Origin of the sequence: Chitinophaga polysaccharea (genome assembly GCF_007829335.1) — a bacterium.
GTDB lineage: Bacteria > Bacteroidota > Bacteroidia > Chitinophagales > Chitinophagaceae > Chitinophaga > Chitinophaga polysaccharea_B.
This window is the reverse complement of record NZ_VIWO01000017.1, coordinates 42,289-61,215: the sequence shown is the minus strand read 5'-3', so window position 1 is coordinate 61,215 and position 18,927 is coordinate 42,289. Positions and strand designations below refer to the sequence as shown.

Genomic DNA, 18,927 nt, shown 5'->3' with positions numbered 1-18,927 from the left:
AAGAATATTGATTTTTTAAGATATTATCTCAAATTGATAAAATGCACCATCAAAAAAGAAGAGGCTGTACCATTTATTTATGATACAGCCTCTTTATTTTTTACCGATCTAACGTAGTCTGATACTATCCCATAATAAAATCGGCTTTTTCAGTGGTTCCGTGAGGAGATCTATAGTTTGAAGGTTCTCTAAGAGTTCGAATACTTTTCTCCAGCCTGAATTGCCTGGCTGACTTATAAATTGTTGTATGAACACTTGCAGCATTGCCAGCTGTCCTTGCGTTACACTATCTCCATTAAACTGCTGATGCAGGTTATCGATCCAGCCGAGGACGGTGTTGGCAGTTTCAATGGCCTGCCTGGTGCTGATTGGCGGGGCTAGCTGTGGCTGGAAAGGGGGTGGTATTTGAGGTGAATGGAGTGGCACATTTGTTTGAAGTGTAAAAGCGCTTGTATCATTTTTAAATTTCTTCCGCTCACTTTCCTTTCCTTCCCCGGAGTCTTCTTCCTCTTCTTCCATTTTGCGTGGGTCTGCTTTCTTTTCAGGTAAAGGCTCAAATTTGCGTTTGAGGAGTTCCGTTTGCGGTGCATCTTTTACCTGGGGTACCGTTGGAGGAGGAAGTACTTTTACCCTTTCCAGCAATTCTTTTATTTTCCTCAGTGCAGAGTCCAGCAACTCCTGGCGCTGGCTTTTATCAAACCTTTTCTTTGGGTCTTCCCAATATTGCTTGTATAAACTGAAAATCTTGTGTGCACCTCTATCGAATTCATCTTTTTGCCAACGTTCTGTCAAAACGCTTCGCTCTTCGCTGGTAGTTTTATTTAACTCTTCCAGCAGTCCCTTCACCAATTCTGCTCTTGACCTGGCGGCACGTTCCCTGGTGGCCTCGATGGTTTGTTCCTGCACCAATTGATTTTTCTCTATCTCCAGTTGTTTTACATGGGGAGTTAGTTGACCTTCCATATAACCCCTATACAACTGAGTATCCCTTTCCCATGCAGCTTTTGCATTGGCGAGAAGATCATCTTTTGCTGCCTTGAAGCGCTCCAGAAATTTGGCAATTGTAAATAAGTGCAGGTATTGTTCTGCTGCCTTGTTGAATGCCAGTTCAAGATTTACAATGCGGTGTGCATTCTGACTTGCTTCCCTGCTCCTGGCCTCTTCTGCACTGCTTCTGGCCTGGGCCTGCTGCTGTTGTTGTTTTTGCCTCAGCGCGAGTTGCTCTTGTTGCTGCTGCGCCAGTTTTGTACTCTTCACTAATCCTGCATAAATGGCCTGGTTGTTAGCATGCGTGCTGGCATCTGCTATCACAAAGGACTGCCCGCTGGGTGTTTGGTTTTTGAGCACCTTGCCATTATATATGATTTCTATCTCACCTTGTGGGATAGGGATCAGTGAAAGACCTGGCGGCAGTTTGAATTCGGTAGTTACTGCCAGGGGCAAATCTTCTGCGGTTAAAGTAGCGGGATCTAACCCGAAAGCTTCAAAAAAATGGGAGAACGAGACGCCGTTTACAATATAATTACCAGAAAGGTAATAATTTGAATTAGGCGCCGGATCTAATTTACCATTGAATGAGCGATAATAACCGGCTTTAAATGTTTGCACTCCCGGCGCTACCGTTCCTTGTACTACATCTGCAGCGGATGGCACAGTATGTGTTTCTGTTTTGCTGTAAAGAACAGGACCATCCTGCCAGTGAGTAACATCGCTGCCATCCTTTCCAGGGACACGTGTCATTTGCCTTACCAGGAAACGGAACCTGTTGGGCAGCTTTTGCTCATCGGGAAACGTACCATTATAAAAACCCGGATAAAGGCCCCAATCAAGGGGTTCCGCCTCAAACCTGATTACCTTGTTATTTGCATTGACCGCTTCTTTGGCCGCCTTTTCCACACCTGTTTTCATCACGCTGTTGAATGCCGTGGAAATGGGTACGAGGTTGTTACCAGTACCTGGTCCATGCAAATGTTCATTCAACATATGCCCCCTCTTATAATTAATACGTTGTGTAAGTTTTGTGAACAAACTGGATGCGGCTCCGGGAGGAGATCCTACCACTCCGTCGTCTCTTGGCAAAAGGCTAAGCGGCGCCATGATTACTTTGGCACAGAAAATATCTCCGTCTATACTTTTCGTATCTATTTGTACTTTGTGGGAAGGCGGGCGTTGCTTTTTCATGACCTGCGCCGATATTGTATTTAGCTGCTGTAACAACTTTCTTATTTCATTTAATTGCAGCAGCGCATCCTGTCTTTGTTTCACAGTAGGAGCTACCCGCTGTGTAGTTTTCAGTCTGCCTTTAGAATTCACCCTATTGGTTGCCTTTGTGGTGCCATATCTGCCAATATGCACAAGCCTGGCAGCATCCTCGATATCCTTTAGTAGATTTTGAAGGACAGTTGAATTTTGTACTACAGACTTTCTACGCTTCCGCTGCAAAAATAGCTCCAACGTCTGCTTATCTGAATGCAGCCACAAAGCCCCATCATCGAGGTCAATGAACAAGGTATGTGCTTCGTCCACTTCATCGTCATCTATATCCAATGTTACCGATACTTCTATCGGTGTTGCTACGGATGATTCTCCGGCTAATGGTGCTGCTTCCTCCTGCAGTTGTGGCCGCGAGGTAACATCCGGTACGGCTATCCCGTTAGTTGCGGGTTGGTTGGCCACGGCGCGGGAATCGGCCTGATGATCTGGCGTAACGATTTCTTTCATCCTCTAACTATTAAATGCAATATTATACTACATCAGCAAACACCGTTTATCATCCCTCTTGGCAGCTTGCTGTGGGCGCGGTTGTGGGCGGGGCGCCTGTTCTGCTGCCACCTCACTCTTTACATCGTTAAAAACTTTGTCCATCCGCTGCAGAGAGGTAAGCAAGTCGATGTATATCTTCGGCATTTCTGACAATAACAGTCTTTTTGCTGACCTGCTTTCGAAAATAATTCCCGCTTCCCCTCTCATCATTTCATTGGCGGCGTTCAGTTTAAATTTCTCAATAGCTTCCTGCGACCGGGGGTTGATTTCACTGATACCTGCGAGGTGATTGTGGGAAAACACATCTCCTCCCGCGGCGTTGTCACCTGCTACTAATGCGCCCAGATCGCCTTTCTTTTTGTTGATGACGCTGAGCAGCATTTGCTCAATAGTTATGCTGTGTGCCTGTTCCTCCTTGCTCGTATCTGGTGTAAAGACCCGGTCTGTAGGGGCTTTGCCGAAGGTTTTAGTGAGCTGGTTGCCTGGCTTGGCCGACAGATACTCTTGCACCATTACAATGAAAGCTTGTTTGGCACTGGCGCTAAGCTGACTATATGCCATATCGAGAGATGTTCTGCTCATGAAAGGAAGGTATTCTTTCGCATAACGTTTTATATCACTACCTGTTGCGGTGACATAGCTCTTCAAAATAAACAGTAAGCCGCTTAAGGCTGTCACGGCAGGTTCTAACACTTCGTTCCTCCGTTGATCAGCAAGTACATCTCCTGTCCAGAAGTCCTCTTCCGGGACTTCACCTTTGGCAAGAATCTGGTGAGTAATAAGGAATGCTTCCACGAGCGATCCCAGCGAACTTCCGGCAGTTGCTTGCGCAGATACCGCAGGATCTTCCTTATCCACCGTGATGTAACTGGTAAATGCATGATGCCGCCAATCAAACTCAAATTCCTTATCATTATTATCTCCTTTACTCGTCACTCCGGGATGCGGCTGCTGATCGCCGGCATCAAACTGTCCGCCTTTCCAGGTAGGGTTCAGTGTATACCAATCCGGTGATACCCTGCCATGCAACAGGTCTCTGTTGTTACCTATAGCTGCCCGCCAGAAATCACCTGCCTTCTCCCAGGCGTTCGCTACTTTTAAAATCCCATCAGGATCGGTGGACAGCGGGTCCACTGCCTTTTGCACAAATTCAATTACATATTGGCGATAAGCATACTTACCATTATCTTTTTTCATTTCATTATCCAGCGTCACATCTATTCTTCCATCGATTTCACCCAAACTAAATTCCTCCAGCGTGATATCCTCGCTCTCAATCAGGTTTTGCCCCTCCCTGCCCTTCTTCGCCCCGATTATAAATACACCATCCACCACTTCCGCTTCTATACCAAACAGCCCCGTTCTCCTGGCAAATTGGGCCACACTACCGGAAACGGACATACGTTGCAGCGGTACAGTACCTGGGACTGTCTGCAGCGCCTTTGCCCCCATTACATCCGCTTCGCGCTCCAGCATAGCATCATCATTGATAGCGATGCTTTTCATTTGCCGCGTGGCCTGTACCCTCCCCTGCTTCTGTTGCACCACATGCCAGGCCTCGTGTGGTAAGTGCTTTTCCTGACCGGGCGCCACATGAATGTCGGTGCCCTGCGTATAAGCAAATGCCTTCATTTGTGCGGGCTTGTCGGAATTATAATGCACAGATACATCATCCATCGATATACCGGATAATGCTTCCACACCCACCTTTAACTGCGCCGGTAAACCATTGGCCGCAGGAATGCTTATCCCTCCCGCAGGTGCGTTATTAGCACTCGCTTTAGCGGTTGGCACCTGCTGCTGTATCTTTCCAAAATTTTCAACCATAATAAGCCGTATTAATTAAGGAATATCATCGTTCTTAAAAAGAGGTTGCAACAGAAAATGCATGATCGCCAGGCCCAGCACCAACCCGACACCAAGTATAATCAGTACACTCGTAAGCGGCACACTATGGCATTGACCCGGTATACTGCTGATGCCCACAAAAGACATCTCTTTATTCAGAAAAAAAGCCATGAATGTACTGACCACCGTCAGTAGTACCAGCACTATCAATACGATCAGTAGCTTCTTTCTCCATTTCCATTCATCTCCCTGCGTTTTTATAAAATAAAAATAGGCAGCGCTGGCGATGATCAGGAGCAAACCAAAACCAATAGCGAAATAAATGAAGTAAGTGTCTCCTTCATATTGCGATATATCCACGCTGCAGGGATCCTTGAATAAAACAACATAGATGGCCAACTCTCGCTTTATCCGTTGCCACCAGGTAAGATGCAGTGGAGGGAGCGGGCGTAGCGGAATAGTATCCAGGAAGAGCGTGTCTGTTACTACAAATTTGTCTACCAGCGCATCCCATAGTTCTGTGCGGCCATCGTCTGCGCCCAGTGTCCATAGCGCTACGCCGCCAATACCATTCTTCAGCACATAATCGTATTTCATGCCCATACTGATGCCATCATCAAACCAGATCTCTTCTCTTACATCACCGTATTGATCCTTTACTTCGATGAAGAAAGAGGCACTTGTTTCATCGAAGATGGGAACAGTATCAGACGGATATTGTTTACGGAGATCGCTGTAACTCACGTAATGACTGAATGCATCCGGGTTCCCGTTCTTTCCTTTCTTCCATACCGCGCCGTAATAGGGAAGCAGCAAGGAAAGTTGTGCCGGCGGAATATCGCCCTGCAGATACCTGGAAACCGCTCCCTCTATAGATCTTGCAGCGTTGCCTCCAAGTGGCGCAAGCGCCATGGCGGTTTCCCCGCCGGCTTGCGTAAAATCGATGATGAAGTAGTCGACCGAAGTACGCAGGGCACGCAGATCATAGTTATAAAACTGATCGTACACTGGCACCACCACGTTTACCTTAAAATTTTTATCCGCATTCTTTAGCGTTGCTGAGAGGAAAGTAATAAAGCTGCTAAAGGCAGTACGCTGGTGGTCCGGCAAACCCTGGAAGTAAATAGTAACGCCATCTGCCTGTTGACGCGCCAGCAAACGGGCAAGGCTATCTGCGAATACAGTCTGGGCACTTTTATTTTTCAGCAATGCGAGTATATTATCGCTTTTCTTTTCCAGGAAAAGCAACTGGAGACTACATCCCGCAGATTTTGCCGCAGCAGTTGATTGCATATCACTCTCCTGAAAGGCGGGCTGTATTACTCCGCTCTGGCCATTGAACAGGTAGCCGAGGAAGCTGAAAGTACTCAATGCGTTGTAGTTGTAGCTGGTGTAACCTTTCTCCATCCAGTAAGGTTGAATACCCATTACATCTACTTTCTGCGAGAGCCGTAGCTGGTATCTGGCGCCAATACTGTCGTTAAGCTTTAAAGTATCCATTTGCCCGGGCGGGCGGCCATACAACGAGCGAACTGCTTTAAGATGTGCCGCCTTGACTTCCTCTGCTTGCTGCTCCTCACTTTTTTTCTGTAGGATGGGCATCATCTTATCTACCAATGCATCGAGGTCAGTGCCTTTAACAGATTTATCCGGCTCCTGGACAGGCTCTTGCCCAGTAGCCGTATTTTTTGTATTGGTGGCAGTATCACCCGCATGACTTAATGCAATCTGGTTAAGTAACGCCATCAAAGAATCAAATTGCTGATTTTCTTTTTTCATTAAAGCAGCATTCAACCTACGTATGTCATCCTTACTAACCACCAACGAATCGGCCAACGTTTGATTGATGATATATAAAACGCGTGCGCGCTCGCGCGCGAGAGCATTATGTCGGAAGCGGAAGAATTTTAATACCCGTTGGATCAGTTTTAAGTTAGCAGCAGTATCTGTCGGTATTTTTGGAGGCTTCGGCATCTTCGGCTCCTGTGGCGGTTTTGGAGGCTTCGGCATTTTCAATTCAGGCTCCTGAAAATTAACGGCCGCGACAGCACGCATGGTGCTGCCATTGCTAAAAACAAGGTGATTGCAATGAAATAGGATAAGGAAAACAACTATCCGCGCGGCTATTTTCTGAGAGGGATTCATGAGGAAACTTAAGGTAATAAAAGGTAGAAAAATATTTTTTTAAATAAAAATATTTAAATCGCTTTTTTGATTTTATATTGTGTTAACAATATGAAAACTCAATTCATTCTCAAAATAACGAACGTCTTTTAGCCCGGATTTTTTTCACAACAGATAAGATACATCACACGGTAAGATTAAAATACGAAGGAAATGATCTATGAGGCCCTTAGCTGTGTTACAGAAGATATTAACAATAACCTGAAACGAAAATTACAGATCAATGAAGACAAAATGATACTTTCTGGCATTGTAAACCAGGATGGATCTATTGCTGCACCTGGCGAAAATAAAATGTTGGTAACATTGGTGAATGTTGAAAAAGAAACAGCGAGAACATCCGTTTCCCATACTGGCGCCGGCACGTACAATACCGCATCGCCAATGGTTTGTATCAATTTGTATGTATTATTTTCTGCTTACTTCAGCAGCAACAACTATGCGCAGGCGTTAAGGTTTCTTTCCTATACAATTGCTTTCTTTCAGTCGAAAAATACGTTTACAGCACAGAATACACCTACATTAGACAATGGTATCAGCAAGTTGTCTTTCGAATTGGAGAGCCTGGGGCCAGAGCGGCAAAATAACATGTGGGCCACACTGGGCACTAAGTACATGCCATCTGTATTGTACAAAGTCCGTATGCTTACTTTCGACGATTCGATTATTAAAGAATACAGGCCTGCAATTGCAGGAACAGCCGGAGACACCCTACCGGCGCGGTAAATATTATCCTTGGCCAGTTGAAAATTAAAAATGAAACAGCGATATGAAACATTGACTGCTATCCGTTACTGTCATGATTTTTTCCGGGCGTTATCCTATGAAGGCATTAGCATCCGTATATCCCCTTCCACCAGCAAACAATTGCTGGATGCAGATCTTGTATTGAAGCAACAGCCGGCGGGATGCACGTTGCTGTATAATACGCTGACCGCAGGGAAACGCAACAGGACCGATCTTTTACAAGATAACATCACGCTTATCTTCGACCTGGTATTAAAAGATCCTCTATTTTATAACTATACAGCCATCAATGCTGGTGACATTAGCAAACAATATTTTGTTTTCAGCAACGATCCCGGCAATGCGCCGGGCGTGTTACATAAAGATTCCTATGCAGGCGTGAAAGACCTGCAGAATGGGTCCGCCTTTTTCACAAAGCCCTTCGGGCAACTGGTATTGCAGCTCAACGAATCGCTACAAGCTTCCTATGATATCCGGTTTTCTGCCCAAAGTACGTACTGGTGCTACTTCCTGATGAGCGACCACCTGGCAACACTGGCCAACCCGGTGATCCTGGACAATAACGGCGTTTCCTGCTTTGACAAGCCGGTACTATCCGGCCTACCCGACAGAGACGAAGTCCCCGTACTGGTATCCAACCAACCTATCTCTTTATCAGATAGGATTACTAACCAATTTAGGTTAGCCAACAAATCCGAAGATCAAACCGACAGGCATAACATCATCATCTCCCCGCTCCCCGTACCGGAAATCAACCGGATATCCGCGGCAGGACGATCGTGGCAGACAGGCGATAAAGTATACTCAGAAATTTTTTTATACTAAACTAAAAAACACCTGATATGGCTTCAACCTTCATGACCCCGGGGGTCTATATTGAGGAAAAAAACGCGTTCCCCAGTTCCATCACTGCTGTGGAAACTGCCGTGCCTGTATTCATAGGCTACACCCAAAAAGCAGAAAGGAATGGTAAATCCCTCGTACACAAGCCCACCCGGATCACCTCCTTCGCAGAATACCTGTCGTTCTTCGGCGCTGAGTTCAAACCTAAATTCACACTGGCGGACGCCGACCCCAAGGTGAAGCAGGAAACGTTTAACATCAACGGGAAACCCACGGTGGTAAAGATCAAGGACAACAATACCGCTTACTTCTACAATAGCATTCGCCTGTTTTTCGGCAACGGTGGAAGCCTTTGCTATATTTTGCCGGTGGGCACCTACGCTACACAACCCGACGGATTCACCATTGCCGCAGACGACTTCATTGGCTCTGACACCAAGCCGAATGTATTCAAGCTGCTCGAAAAGGAATCAGAACCTACTCTCATTGTAATGCCCGACATCATTGCATTAGGCGCGGCGGCCTATACCACTGTATATACGCAGGTATTACAGCATTGTTCCGACATGCAAAGCCGCTTCGGTATCTTTGACCTTGCAAAGCAGCAACCATCGGATGTACTGGAAGATGTGGTGAATGCATTCCGGGAACAGGTGGGCGTAAACTCACTCAACTATGGCGCGGCCTACCATCCCTGGCTGAAGACTACCATCGTACAACCGGATGAAATAGATTTCGAAAACCTGGATGCTACAGTAGATCTGGAGAAATTATTACCTGAACCTGCAGCGGCACAAATCACGGCCAAGTATAAAACACATGCCACACCGGATAAGAATACCAAAAAGAATTATCACCAGTCGCTCAAAGCTGCCAGCCCTACCTATGTGAGCATCCTCGAGGAAGTACGGGCACAGCTAAATGAGCTGCCGCCCAGTGGCGCCATTGCAGGTATTTACACCCTTGTCGATAATTCACGGGGCGTCTGGAAAGCCCCTGCCAACGTATCGGTTAGCATGGTAACAGCCCCCACGGTCAACATCTCCAGTGAAGAACAACAAAACCTGAACATCGATATCATTGCCGGTAAGTCGATCAACGTGATTCGTCCGTTTGCCGGTATTGGCACATTGGTATGGGGCGCCAGAACCCTGGATGGCAACAGTCTCGACTGGCAGTACATCAACGTAAGGCGCACGCTTATCATGATTGAGCAATCCATTAAACTGGCTACCCGCGCCTACGTATTTGAACCTAACGATGCCACTACCTGGATTACCGTAAAAAGTATGATCAACAACTTCCTGCAGAACCTCTGGAAACAGGGAGCCCTGGCCGGCGCCACCCCAGAAGTAGCGTATGATGTGCAGGTAGGCATTGGTACTACGATGACGCCACAGGACATCCTGGAAGGTAAAATGCTAATCACCGTGAAAGTAGCGCTTACCCGTCCGGCTGAATTCATCGTGATCACTTTCCAGCAGCAGATGCAGCAATCTTAATGCACCACTAATTTTCATTCAATAACTTTTAAAACTTACAATTATGGCAGATGACGGCTCCACCCAATCACAGGCCACCTGGCCAATGGTAAAGTTTTCTTTCAAGGTAATGTGGGATGGTAAAGAGATCATATTCCAGGAAGTAACAGGACTTACTTCTGAAACACAGGTCATAGAATACCGTGGCGGCAGCAACCCCGTATACTCCGTAGTAAAAATGCCCGGAATAGCGAAGTTCAATAATATCACGCTGAAGAAAGGCATCTTCAAAGGAGATACTACCCTGTGGGATAATTATGACCTGATCAAAATGAACACCATCAAGCGTTCCACTATCGTGATCAGCCTGCTCGATGAAACCGGCCAAACAGCGATGAACTGGACCCTTACCAACGCATTTCCCTGCAAGATGACCGTTACCGATATGAAATCTGACGCCAATGAAGTGGCAGTGGAAACCATGGAAGTAGCCCATGAAGGATTGCATTTAACCAAATAAAAAAGAATTACGGATTACACGTCGTAATCCGTAATTCCTTTTGTTCACCACCGTAAAAAACATTGTCATGGCCATTCCGCCACCACCACCATCGCAGGCCCAAATGCCCTATTACCCGCCGGTAGGATTTTACTTCCGGGTAATGGTACCCGGGATTAGCGGCGCCAATGAAGGCAACTTCCAGGAAGTAAGCGGAATATCAGCCACTATTACGCCATTGGAAGTAAAAGAAGGCGGAGAAAACAGGTTTACACACCGTCTTCCCCAACCGCCCAAGTATGGCAACCTGATATTGAAAAGAGGGATGGTGACCGGCTCTTCGCTGATAAAGTGGGCGCAACAAGGCATCAACCTGTTTACCTTCAAACCCGTAGCAGTAGTAGTAAGCCTGATGACCGCCAACCGCGGGCTGGTAGCCTCCTGGCAATTTGTAAACGCTTATCCCGTTGCCCTCAAAGTATCAGATTTTAAAGCACAGGAAAATGTGATTGCCCTGGAAACACTCGAGCTGTGCTATGATTATTCTCAACAAATTTCGTAAGTCATGCCACTTGAAATAAGGGAACTGGTGATTAAAGTCACCATAGAAGAGCATTCGCCACAGGCAGCCGCCCAAACAGGCCTCAAAGATATCCAGGCGCTGAAGGATAAAATTGTTCGCGAATGCATGGATAAATTAATGACCACTATAGAAAACTTACCCACAAGATGAGCTCACCAGGCGCACCTACCAAATTACTGTTAGCCGGCTACTCAGACCCTGAAGCCACAGCCCTGATCGACAGCGTTGATGCAGTGATCAATCCCGATAATTATACCCTTAACTATACGATCAACTATAAAAATACGAATGAACAGGGGGCCGTAGCGCCTACCCAGATCTTCAGCAGCATGGAGTCCGGCAATTTCGACCTGGAGCTGATGGTAGATGGAACGGGCGTAATTCCCATCCCCGGCGGTCTTACCGTAGATGCCTACATCGCCAAAGTGATGAACATTGCCTACAACTACCAGGGTGTAGATCACCGGCCAAATTACCTGCGGATTTCATGGGGTAATACCAGCTTTACGGGGGTATGTAAAAACATCAGTATCAAGTATACACTGTTCAATACCAGCGGCGCCGCCTTGCGTGCCCTGATCAAACTAACAGTAATAGAATCTGTGGCCTTTGCTACGAAAATAAAGGAGTCCGGCGTATCCTCTCCCGACCTCACACATGTACGTACCGTACTGGCCGGTGATACCCTGCCATTGATGACTTACCGCATCTATGGCGAACCCGGTTATTACATGGAAGTGGCCAGGGTAAATGGCCTGAACAGTATACATGATATTAAACCGGGAGATGGACTCTACTTTCCTCCGCTAAAGAAATAATCATGGCAGCAGTTGTACCTATCAATATAGCAGATCCTACCCTGCAGTTTTCCGTGTCGGCAAACGGTTCAGCAATACAATATACCTACCCGGTAGTAGCGATCACTATCCACCATGAGCTGAACCGGATTTCCTACGCAGAAATTACCTTGTCTGATGGCACTACGTCTAAAGCGTCTACCGGCGTAATCGGAGATTTCCCCGCGAGCGACAGTGAAAGTTTTTTACCCGGTGTGGCGGTCACCATTACTGCCGGCTATGGCAATACTGGCGAAACGCTGATATTTACCGGCATCGTGGTAAAACAAACTATCCAGGCCTCCGACCAGGGCTTTCACCTGGTAGTTACCTGTAAGCATAGCGCTGTACAGATGACCATCGGCAAAAAAGAGGCAGTATTTATGAACCAGGTCGACAGTGATATCATGTCTACGGTAGTGAGCAATAATGGGCTAAGTGCCGACGTACAAAGCACCAGCGCCGTCAATGAACTGGTGTTTCAGAAGTTTTGCAGCGACTGGGATTTCTTTCTGTCCCGCGCCGAATTCAATGGCTATGTAGTATCATTGGTGGGCGAAAAAATAGTGGCGGCGCCGCCGGTAGTAAACGGAGATCCGGTGGTGTCGGTGGCTTTCGGCGAATCCTTGATCACGTTCAATGCATCGGTGAGCGCCGAAAAACAGGTACCTTCTGTTACCGCCGCGGCGTGGGATCCGCAATCGCAGGCCCTGATCAGCGCCTCGGCAACAGAGCCGGGACTCAATGCGCAGGGCAACATCACGGCAGATACACTGTCGGCTGCGCTGCACCAAACGCCGTTGCAACTGATTTCCAACTCACCGATGGCGCAGGAAAACCTGCAGTCCTGGGCCAACAGCACCCTGCTACGCATGCGCCTGGAATCTATCAGCGGCAACGTATCCTTCATGGGCAACGCCACCGTATGGCCCAATACCCTCATCAGCTTAGAAGGCGTAGGATCCAGGTTTAACGGCAACGCCTATGTGTGGGGCGTCACGCACACACTCAAAGAAGGCGTATGGACCACCGATGTAAGATTTGGATTGAACGGCAAGCCCATCTATGAAAGAGAAAACTTTTCGTATTCACCGGCCAATGGTCAGCTGCCAGCCATACAGGGGCTCCAGCTTGCAACCGTGGTGGCTATTTCAGAAGATCCAGGCACAGAGTACCGCGTGCAGGTGATGCTGGCCTCTACAGCCACCGGACAGCAAGGCACCTGGGCACGGCTTTCTACCTTCTACGCCACCAGCAGTGCAGGCGCCGTATTCTTCCCCGAAGTTGGCGACGAAGTAGTGGTAGCCTTCCTGGAAAATGATCCACGTTATCCCATCATCCTGGGATCCCTCTACAGTAAGGCAAAAGTACCGCCAGTAGTACCAGCAGATAATAATAACTACATCAAAGCGCTGTATACCAAAAGCCAGCTGCAAATCAGCTTCGACGACGAAAACAAAATTATTACGGTGCTTACGCCCGGTGGAAATAGCATTACGATGAACGATACTACGCAGGAAATTGTGGTAAAGGACCAGAGCAGTAACAGCATTACCATGGCGCCTGCCGGCGTTACGATTAACAGTGCAAGCGATATGACCCTGCAGGCAACGGGGCAGCTCAACCTCAATGCCATGGCGGTAAGTATTGCCGCCACTACCAGTATGGAAACTTCCGGCCTATCTATTTCCCTGACGGCCGACACATCATTCAGCGCTACCGGCAATGCGTCGGCCAGCCTTTCCTCTTCTGCATCCACGATGATCCAGGGAGGAATAGTGATGATTAACTAAACCATAAAAATAAATAATCATGGGACAACCCGCTGCAAGGCTCACAGATATGCATACCTGCCCGTTGATAACTCCCGGGCTTCCGCCCATACCACATGTGGGCGGACCTATTGTGGGTCCTGGTATGCCTACAGTACTAATAGGCGGCATGCCGGCTTCCGTCATGGGCGACCTCTGTACCTGCGTAGGGCCGCCGGATGCAGCGGTAATGGGTTCTGCCACCGTACTGATTGGTGGTCGCCCTGCGGTGCGCATGGGCGATACCACCGCACATGGCGGCGTTGTTGTAATGGGATGTCCCACAGTACTAATAGGAGGATAATAACCGATGGCAAAAGATATGAAGTCATTTTTAGGAACGGGCTGGAGCTTTCCCCCTTCCTTTGATAAGCCCAACGCATCAGTGCTCATGGTATCAGATGCCCATGATATTGAAGAAAGCATCCGCATTATTCTCAGTACCCTTCCGGGCGAACGCATCATGCTGCCTGATTTTGGCTGTAATATCCATAAGCTGGTATTCGAGGTAGCGGATGCCCGGTTAGCCTCTGAACTCCATCACGTCATTTACCATGCTTTGCTGGAATATGAGCCCCGTATTAAACTGGTAGAGTGTGTGATAAGCGACCAAACCATGGAAAGCGGCGTCTTATATGTGCAAATTAACTATACCATTATTGCCACCAACACCCGGCATAACATGGTATATCCATTTTACTACCTGGAAGGCACGAACATCGCTACCCGATGAGTAATTATTTTGAAAATATGCAGGATGGGCTCAGCCAGTTCGAAAGACAACTGGATGCGCTAAACCCTGAATATGTGAAAGTGGATAACCGAAGCAATTTTGATCTGCTGGCGCAACTGACAGCATTATCGACTGAGTTTAATTACTATAATTTCGAAAACGAACAGGATGGCGACTGGCAGGAGTTTTTCCATTCGGACCTGGTGATCATGTTGATCCTTGCTGCCAATATCCAGTTTACGGAATACGAAGAAAAATATCTCTTCCTCCGGGATGCAATGGGCAAATCCGGTACAGAAGCCACGCTCTTTCGCCATACGGCCGCCTTCTTTTCCCTGCTATACGATATTGCCATTGTGCTGATGGATCTGTTACAAAAGCTAAGCGCCGCCGATAAACAACAGTCGCTCCAGTATTATATACAACAGGTGATCCACGCTGTAGCAGGAGAAGCGGCCAAATTATACCGCTACGAATTACAGGTAAAAGAACTATTCCCGCTCGATAATGCCCGGCATCATACGCTGCGTACGGCAGACACTTCGCGGCAACTCCAGCTGTTATTTCCCGGCCTTTTCAGTCCAACAGCTACAGGGGATGAAAGCTTCAGCGGGTTTTACTCATTGAATGAAATTTATGATGCCCTGCGCTCCAAATTCTACCAGATCTCCAGCGCCTCCGCCTATTACCTGAAGAACCAGTTGCATCATCAGCAACATTCGCCGCATATGGGGTTGCTGATGACGTTTACAACACTTTATAAACACCTGCAGGATCAGATCAACGAAATTCCCCGGCGCCACCTGGACTATTACTACCGCACCGTATTAAGCATGCCGCAGGTAGCCGCGGTACCAGACAAGGTACATATCCTGATCAACCCTGCACCGCAGGTCGACAACCTGTCGCTGGATAAAGGAGAAGTAGTACTCGCACCTCACAGCGCCCGTAAGGAACCGCTGCAATATGAACTGCTGGAACCCTTCCGGGCGCACAATACAAATATCACAGCGCTGCATACCCTGTATGTAAGCAACTATTTACAGATCGCCTCCAGCAACCTGCAAACCAATGATATCCGCGAAGCAGCCATCTACCAGGCAGTTCACCCGGTAATACCTCCTCCCGCGTTTGCAAAGCTCACGATACCACCAGTTACCTGGCCTTTGCTGGGAGAAGATCAGCACGATTTATCCCCATCCACCCGTACCATGGAAAACAGCTCCGTGGGGTTTCTCGTAGGGTCGCCGGCATTATATCTTACAGAAGGCGTACGCTCCGTACAGGTGAAACTTCATTTCAATGCAGCGTCCTTTGCGCAACTAATGAAGTATTTAAAGAATTTCTCCGACGTTACCCGCCGGAGCTTCGCCATTATCACCAGTGAGCTGATGTCCGGCGCCTTTCTATTATCGTATACAACGCTGAAAGGCTGGACTAACATAAAGCATTACAATGTACGCTGCAGTGCTGCGGAACAGGCCGACAATGCCATTGTGATCAACTTCCTGTTACGCACCCATGAAGAACCCTTTTGTGTATACAACCCGGAAATACATGGTGCTCATATCTCCTCAAAATTACCACTGCTAAAAGTATTGCTCAACAACAACAGCTTCCATCACCCCTATTCTTTTCTCCGTAGCCTGGCGCTGGAAAGGGTAACCGTTACCGCCAACGTAACAGGCTACCGCTCTGTGAAACTGGATAACAACATGGGAGAACTGAGTGCCGGTCATTCTTTCCGGATGTTTGGTTCTTTGCCTACGGTTGGGTCGTTCCTGGATATCTGCAATACCAATGTGTTTAATAAGTACACTACAGATTTCAGCGTGAAGCTGGAGTGGCTGGATCTCCCTAAAAATATCAATGGCTTCGACAGCTACTTTTCCGCTTACCAGGCGGGTATGAATAACAATGCCTACAAAGTAGGCATCAGCAGCATCAACAACGGCGTATGTTTGCCGGAACGGGGCAACCAGGAAGAGTTTCAGCTATTCCGTACTACGCGCAACAAAGAAGGGGATTTGTACCTGGCAGATACTTCCATTATCAAAGGCCCCGACTTCACCAAAATCAGTTTCCCCAACGCCATGAAAATGGACAGGGAGTCCAAGCATAGCAGCACTGTGTATAAGCAGGGCGCCATCAGGCTGGAACTCACCAGCCCTTCAGAAGCTTTCGGGCATCAGCTGTATGGGATTATCTTCCCGGAAATCATTTTATATAATGCGCGGCACCCCAACCGGAAGAAGCCGTTGCCCGCTCCACCCTATGTGCTGATGGTAAAATCGATCTCGATAGATTATACCCTGGAACATTCCGAATCACTGAAGCCGGTAAAATCGGCTCCCCGGGGCGAATGCCTGGAAGTGCATCATATCGGCATCTTCGGGCATGAAGAAATATATCCCGGTCCCGGTGTCAATTATTTCCCCTTGCTACCCGTCATTAATGAAGCAGGGTATCTTTATATCGGCTTCGATCAGCTGCAACCGGGAGAAGAGCTATCATTACTGTTTCAACTGGAAGATAAATTTTTCAGTGATACCACTACCAACCTCACCCCACTCAACTGGAGCTACCTGGCAGATAACAAATGGTACCCTTTTGAAAGCAGGTGCCTGTTATCAGACAATACCAACAACCTGGCACGGAGCGGCATTGTAAAGATCCGGGTACCGGCCGGGATCAATAACCACAACAGTGTGATGACGCCCGGCACCTGGTGGATCAGGATCTCTACGCCTTCGCATGAATGTATTACCCCAAGGGTAATCGGCATTTTCCCCAATGCCGTGGCCGCAGGAAGAATACTGGATGAAGGCGGCTATTCGCTGGAAAGAGTTTTATCCATTCCCCCGTTAACTATAAAAAAAACCAGGAAAGATATCCGCACCATCCAGGCTATCTGGCAGTTATTTCCCTCCTTCGGCGGGCGCAAAACAGAGTCGGAAGATAAATACTACACCCGGGTAAGTGAACGGTTGCGGCATAAGCAACGGCCTGTTACTTCCATGGATATTGCCCAGGTGTTGCTGGAAGCTTTCCCGGAAATCCTGATTGTTAAATGTGTGACAGCAGCGCCTGCCCCCGGGGCAAAAGATATTAGCATTATTGTAGTACCGCGGCAATCGGACAGCGGGTTATTTATCAGTACTGAGCCCAAAGTTAACCTGGATACGCTTTGCCGCATCCAGGCGTTTATGCGGGAACACATCTCACCCTTTGTTGACATCTCTATATGCAACCCCGTATACGAAAGTGTGAAGGTGATATGCAGTATCCAGTTCCAGGATCCTTCGGATAACAACCAGAACAGCCATTTACAACAGTTGCAGCTGGATATCCAGAAATATCTTTGTCCATGGCTGTTTGATCCTACCTCCCATTTGAAAATAGGTAGCACCCTGTATAAATCGGAGTTATTGAACTTCATCAACCGGCAGCCTTATGTAGCCTACCTTACCGGTTTTTCACTCGTGCATTTTTATTTTTCGAAAGATGAGATCACCGGTAACATGGTGGCCATGGCTACAGATACCGCCATAGGCGATCTGCAGGAAATCAGGCCCTCCCTGCCGCTGTCGGTATTGATTCCATCTACAGAACATCTCATTACCGTATTGCATGCACCGGAATACAAAGAACCGCAGGCGCTGGGCATCGATGCGCTGAAGATCAGCAATGAACTGATTATCGGCAACCACCCGGTAACCTTTACACCCGTGGACGACCGGCCGGATCATTCGCCCGACGAAGAAATGCTGACCATCTCCATTACACCACCATAAATGATCACATTAATATCTTTCACATGGATACACAAAATAAAAAAGTATACGGGCGCGATGAGCTCAAACAATATTTCAGAAACGGCGTAATGCCAACGGAAAATCACTTCGGTTACCTGATCGATTCCACTATCAACAAACAGGAAGATGGTTTTTCGAAAGATGAAGACAATGGACTGCGGGTAGCTACGCTGGGCGATTCCAAGCGCCTGGTTTCCTTTTATCGTGCTACCGACGACCTGGAACCTTTTTTCTGTATGGAAAAAGACGAACAGGATTCTCCCGGCCTGCGCATAAAACCCGGCGCCTGCAAAGACGATCCGGCTGAACAGGAAAAAAGTTTCTTTTTCCATATGAATGGGAATTTGGGTATCGGCAAAAAAAGTGATCCCCGGTTTAAAGTCGACATCAACGGCTTCACTGGTATGCAGGGCCGCATTGGCACCTTCAAAACCGGTACAGTGCCCGCTGATGGCAAGTGGCATCCGATATTGGAGCAGCTGGATAACTGCCAGGCATTTGAAGTCATGGCCCGAACCGGCAGAAAAGGAGCCGGCAGGGTAGCTATTTTACATGCTACTGCTTTAGCGGCGTATGGCGGGGCACATAACCGCGTGAGCCAGCGCTGCGCCCACTACGGCTTTTTCTGGAATAAAATTAAACTGCGCTGGAAAGGCGGCACCCATAACTATGCCCTGCAACTCCGCTCCAACAGCAATTATGGCGAAGGTGTGGAAATCTTTTACCACATTACCCGGCTCTGGAGCGATGACCTCTTTATGCCCAACGAATATTACTATTAATC

The 18,927-nt window shown here is 47.7% G+C and carries 15 protein-coding genes; 12 read left to right on the top strand and 3 right to left on the bottom strand.

The genetic code is table 11. From position 1 onward, the window contains the following. Positions 1 to 108: 108 nt before the first annotated feature. The 3 genes from FHW36_RS30100 to FHW36_RS30090 are packed head-to-tail and all read right to left on the bottom strand — an operon-like array spanning position 109 to position 6,390. The gene (locus FHW36_RS30100; RefSeq protein ID WP_145675225.1) at positions 109 to 2,721 is read right to left on the bottom strand and encodes a hypothetical protein; all 2,613 of its coding nucleotides are present in this window, start codon (positions 2,719 to 2,721) and stop codon (positions 109 to 111) included. A gap of 27 nt (positions 2,722 to 2,748) precedes the next feature. Continuing rightward, a complete protein-coding gene (locus FHW36_RS30095) occupies positions 2,749 to 4,590 on the bottom strand; it encodes an eCIS core domain-containing protein (protein WP_145675223.1) in 1,842 nt (613 codons plus the stop codon). A 15-nt stretch (positions 4,591 to 4,605) separates the two neighbouring features. After that, positions 4,606 to 6,390, bottom strand: a complete 1,785-nt coding sequence (locus tag FHW36_RS30090; protein ID WP_186452680.1) for a glycosyl hydrolase family 18 protein — start codon at positions 6,388 to 6,390, stop codon at positions 4,606 to 4,608. Between the two features lie 558 nt (positions 6,391 to 6,948). On the opposite strand from FHW36_RS30090, the gene FHW36_RS30085 reads away from it, so the two are divergent. From FHW36_RS30085 to FHW36_RS30035, 12 genes are all read left to right on the top strand, one after another. Then, positions 6,949 to 7,521 (top strand): DUF4255 domain-containing protein, encoded by a 573-nt coding sequence (locus tag FHW36_RS30085; RefSeq protein WP_145675219.1) that lies wholly within the window; start codon positions 6,949 to 6,951, stop codon positions 7,519 to 7,521. Positions 7,522 to 7,551: 30 nt separating this feature from the next. Further along, positions 7,552 to 8,367 (top strand): hypothetical protein, encoded by an 816-nt coding sequence (locus FHW36_RS30080; RefSeq protein WP_145675216.1) that lies wholly within the window; start codon positions 7,552 to 7,554, stop codon positions 8,365 to 8,367. A 17-nt stretch (positions 8,368 to 8,384) separates the two neighbouring features. Further along, the gene (locus FHW36_RS30075) at positions 8,385 to 9,887 is read left to right on the top strand and encodes a phage tail sheath family protein (RefSeq protein ID WP_145675214.1); all 1,503 of its coding nucleotides are present in this window, start codon (positions 8,385 to 8,387) and stop codon (positions 9,885 to 9,887) included. 43 nt (positions 9,888 to 9,930) lie between these two features. Next, complete coding sequence (locus FHW36_RS30070; protein WP_079467630.1) at positions 9,931 to 10,386, top strand: phage tail protein; 456 nt, start codon at positions 9,931 to 9,933, stop codon at positions 10,384 to 10,386. Between the two features lie 67 nt (positions 10,387 to 10,453). Beyond that, a complete protein-coding gene (locus tag FHW36_RS30065) occupies positions 10,454 to 10,927 on the top strand; it encodes a phage tail protein (protein ID WP_145675213.1) in 474 nt (157 codons plus the stop codon). Between the two features lie 3 nt (positions 10,928 to 10,930). Next, positions 10,931 to 11,098, top strand: a complete 168-nt coding sequence (locus FHW36_RS30650; protein WP_186452679.1) for a DUF5908 family protein — start codon at positions 10,931 to 10,933, stop codon at positions 11,096 to 11,098. Further along, complete coding sequence (locus FHW36_RS30060) at positions 11,095 to 11,766, top strand: CIS tube protein (protein WP_145675211.1); 672 nt, start codon at positions 11,095 to 11,097, stop codon at positions 11,764 to 11,766. The genes FHW36_RS30650 and FHW36_RS30060 overlap by 4 nt, the downstream gene beginning before the upstream one ends. Positions 11,767 to 11,768: 2 nt before the next feature. Further along, positions 11,769 to 13,577 carry a type VI secretion system tip protein VgrG gene (gene vgrG / locus FHW36_RS30055; protein ID WP_145675209.1) on the top strand — a complete coding sequence of 603 codons (1,809 nt, stop codon included), beginning with the start codon at positions 11,769 to 11,771 and terminating at the stop codon, positions 13,575 to 13,577. A gap of 19 nt (positions 13,578 to 13,596) precedes the next feature. Beyond that, the gene (locus FHW36_RS30050) at positions 13,597 to 13,899 is read left to right on the top strand and encodes a PAAR domain-containing protein (protein WP_145675208.1); all 303 of its coding nucleotides are present in this window, start codon (positions 13,597 to 13,599) and stop codon (positions 13,897 to 13,899) included. Between the two features lie 18 nt (positions 13,900 to 13,917). Continuing rightward, positions 13,918 to 14,328, top strand: coding sequence for a GPW/gp25 family protein (locus FHW36_RS30045; protein ID WP_222429218.1), 411 nt, complete (start codon positions 13,918 to 13,920; stop codon positions 14,326 to 14,328). Further along, entirely contained in the window at positions 14,325 to 18,122 is a 3,798-nt protein-coding gene (locus FHW36_RS30040) for a hypothetical protein (RefSeq protein ID WP_145675204.1), read from the top strand. The genes FHW36_RS30045 and FHW36_RS30040 overlap by 4 nt, the downstream gene beginning before the upstream one ends. Positions 18,123 to 18,145: 23 nt before the next feature. Beyond that, on the top strand, positions 18,146 to 18,925 hold the full coding sequence (locus FHW36_RS30035; protein WP_145675202.1) for a hypothetical protein: 780 nt from the start codon (positions 18,146 to 18,148) through the stop codon (positions 18,923 to 18,925). The last annotated feature ends 2 nt before the right edge of the window (positions 18,926 to 18,927 follow it).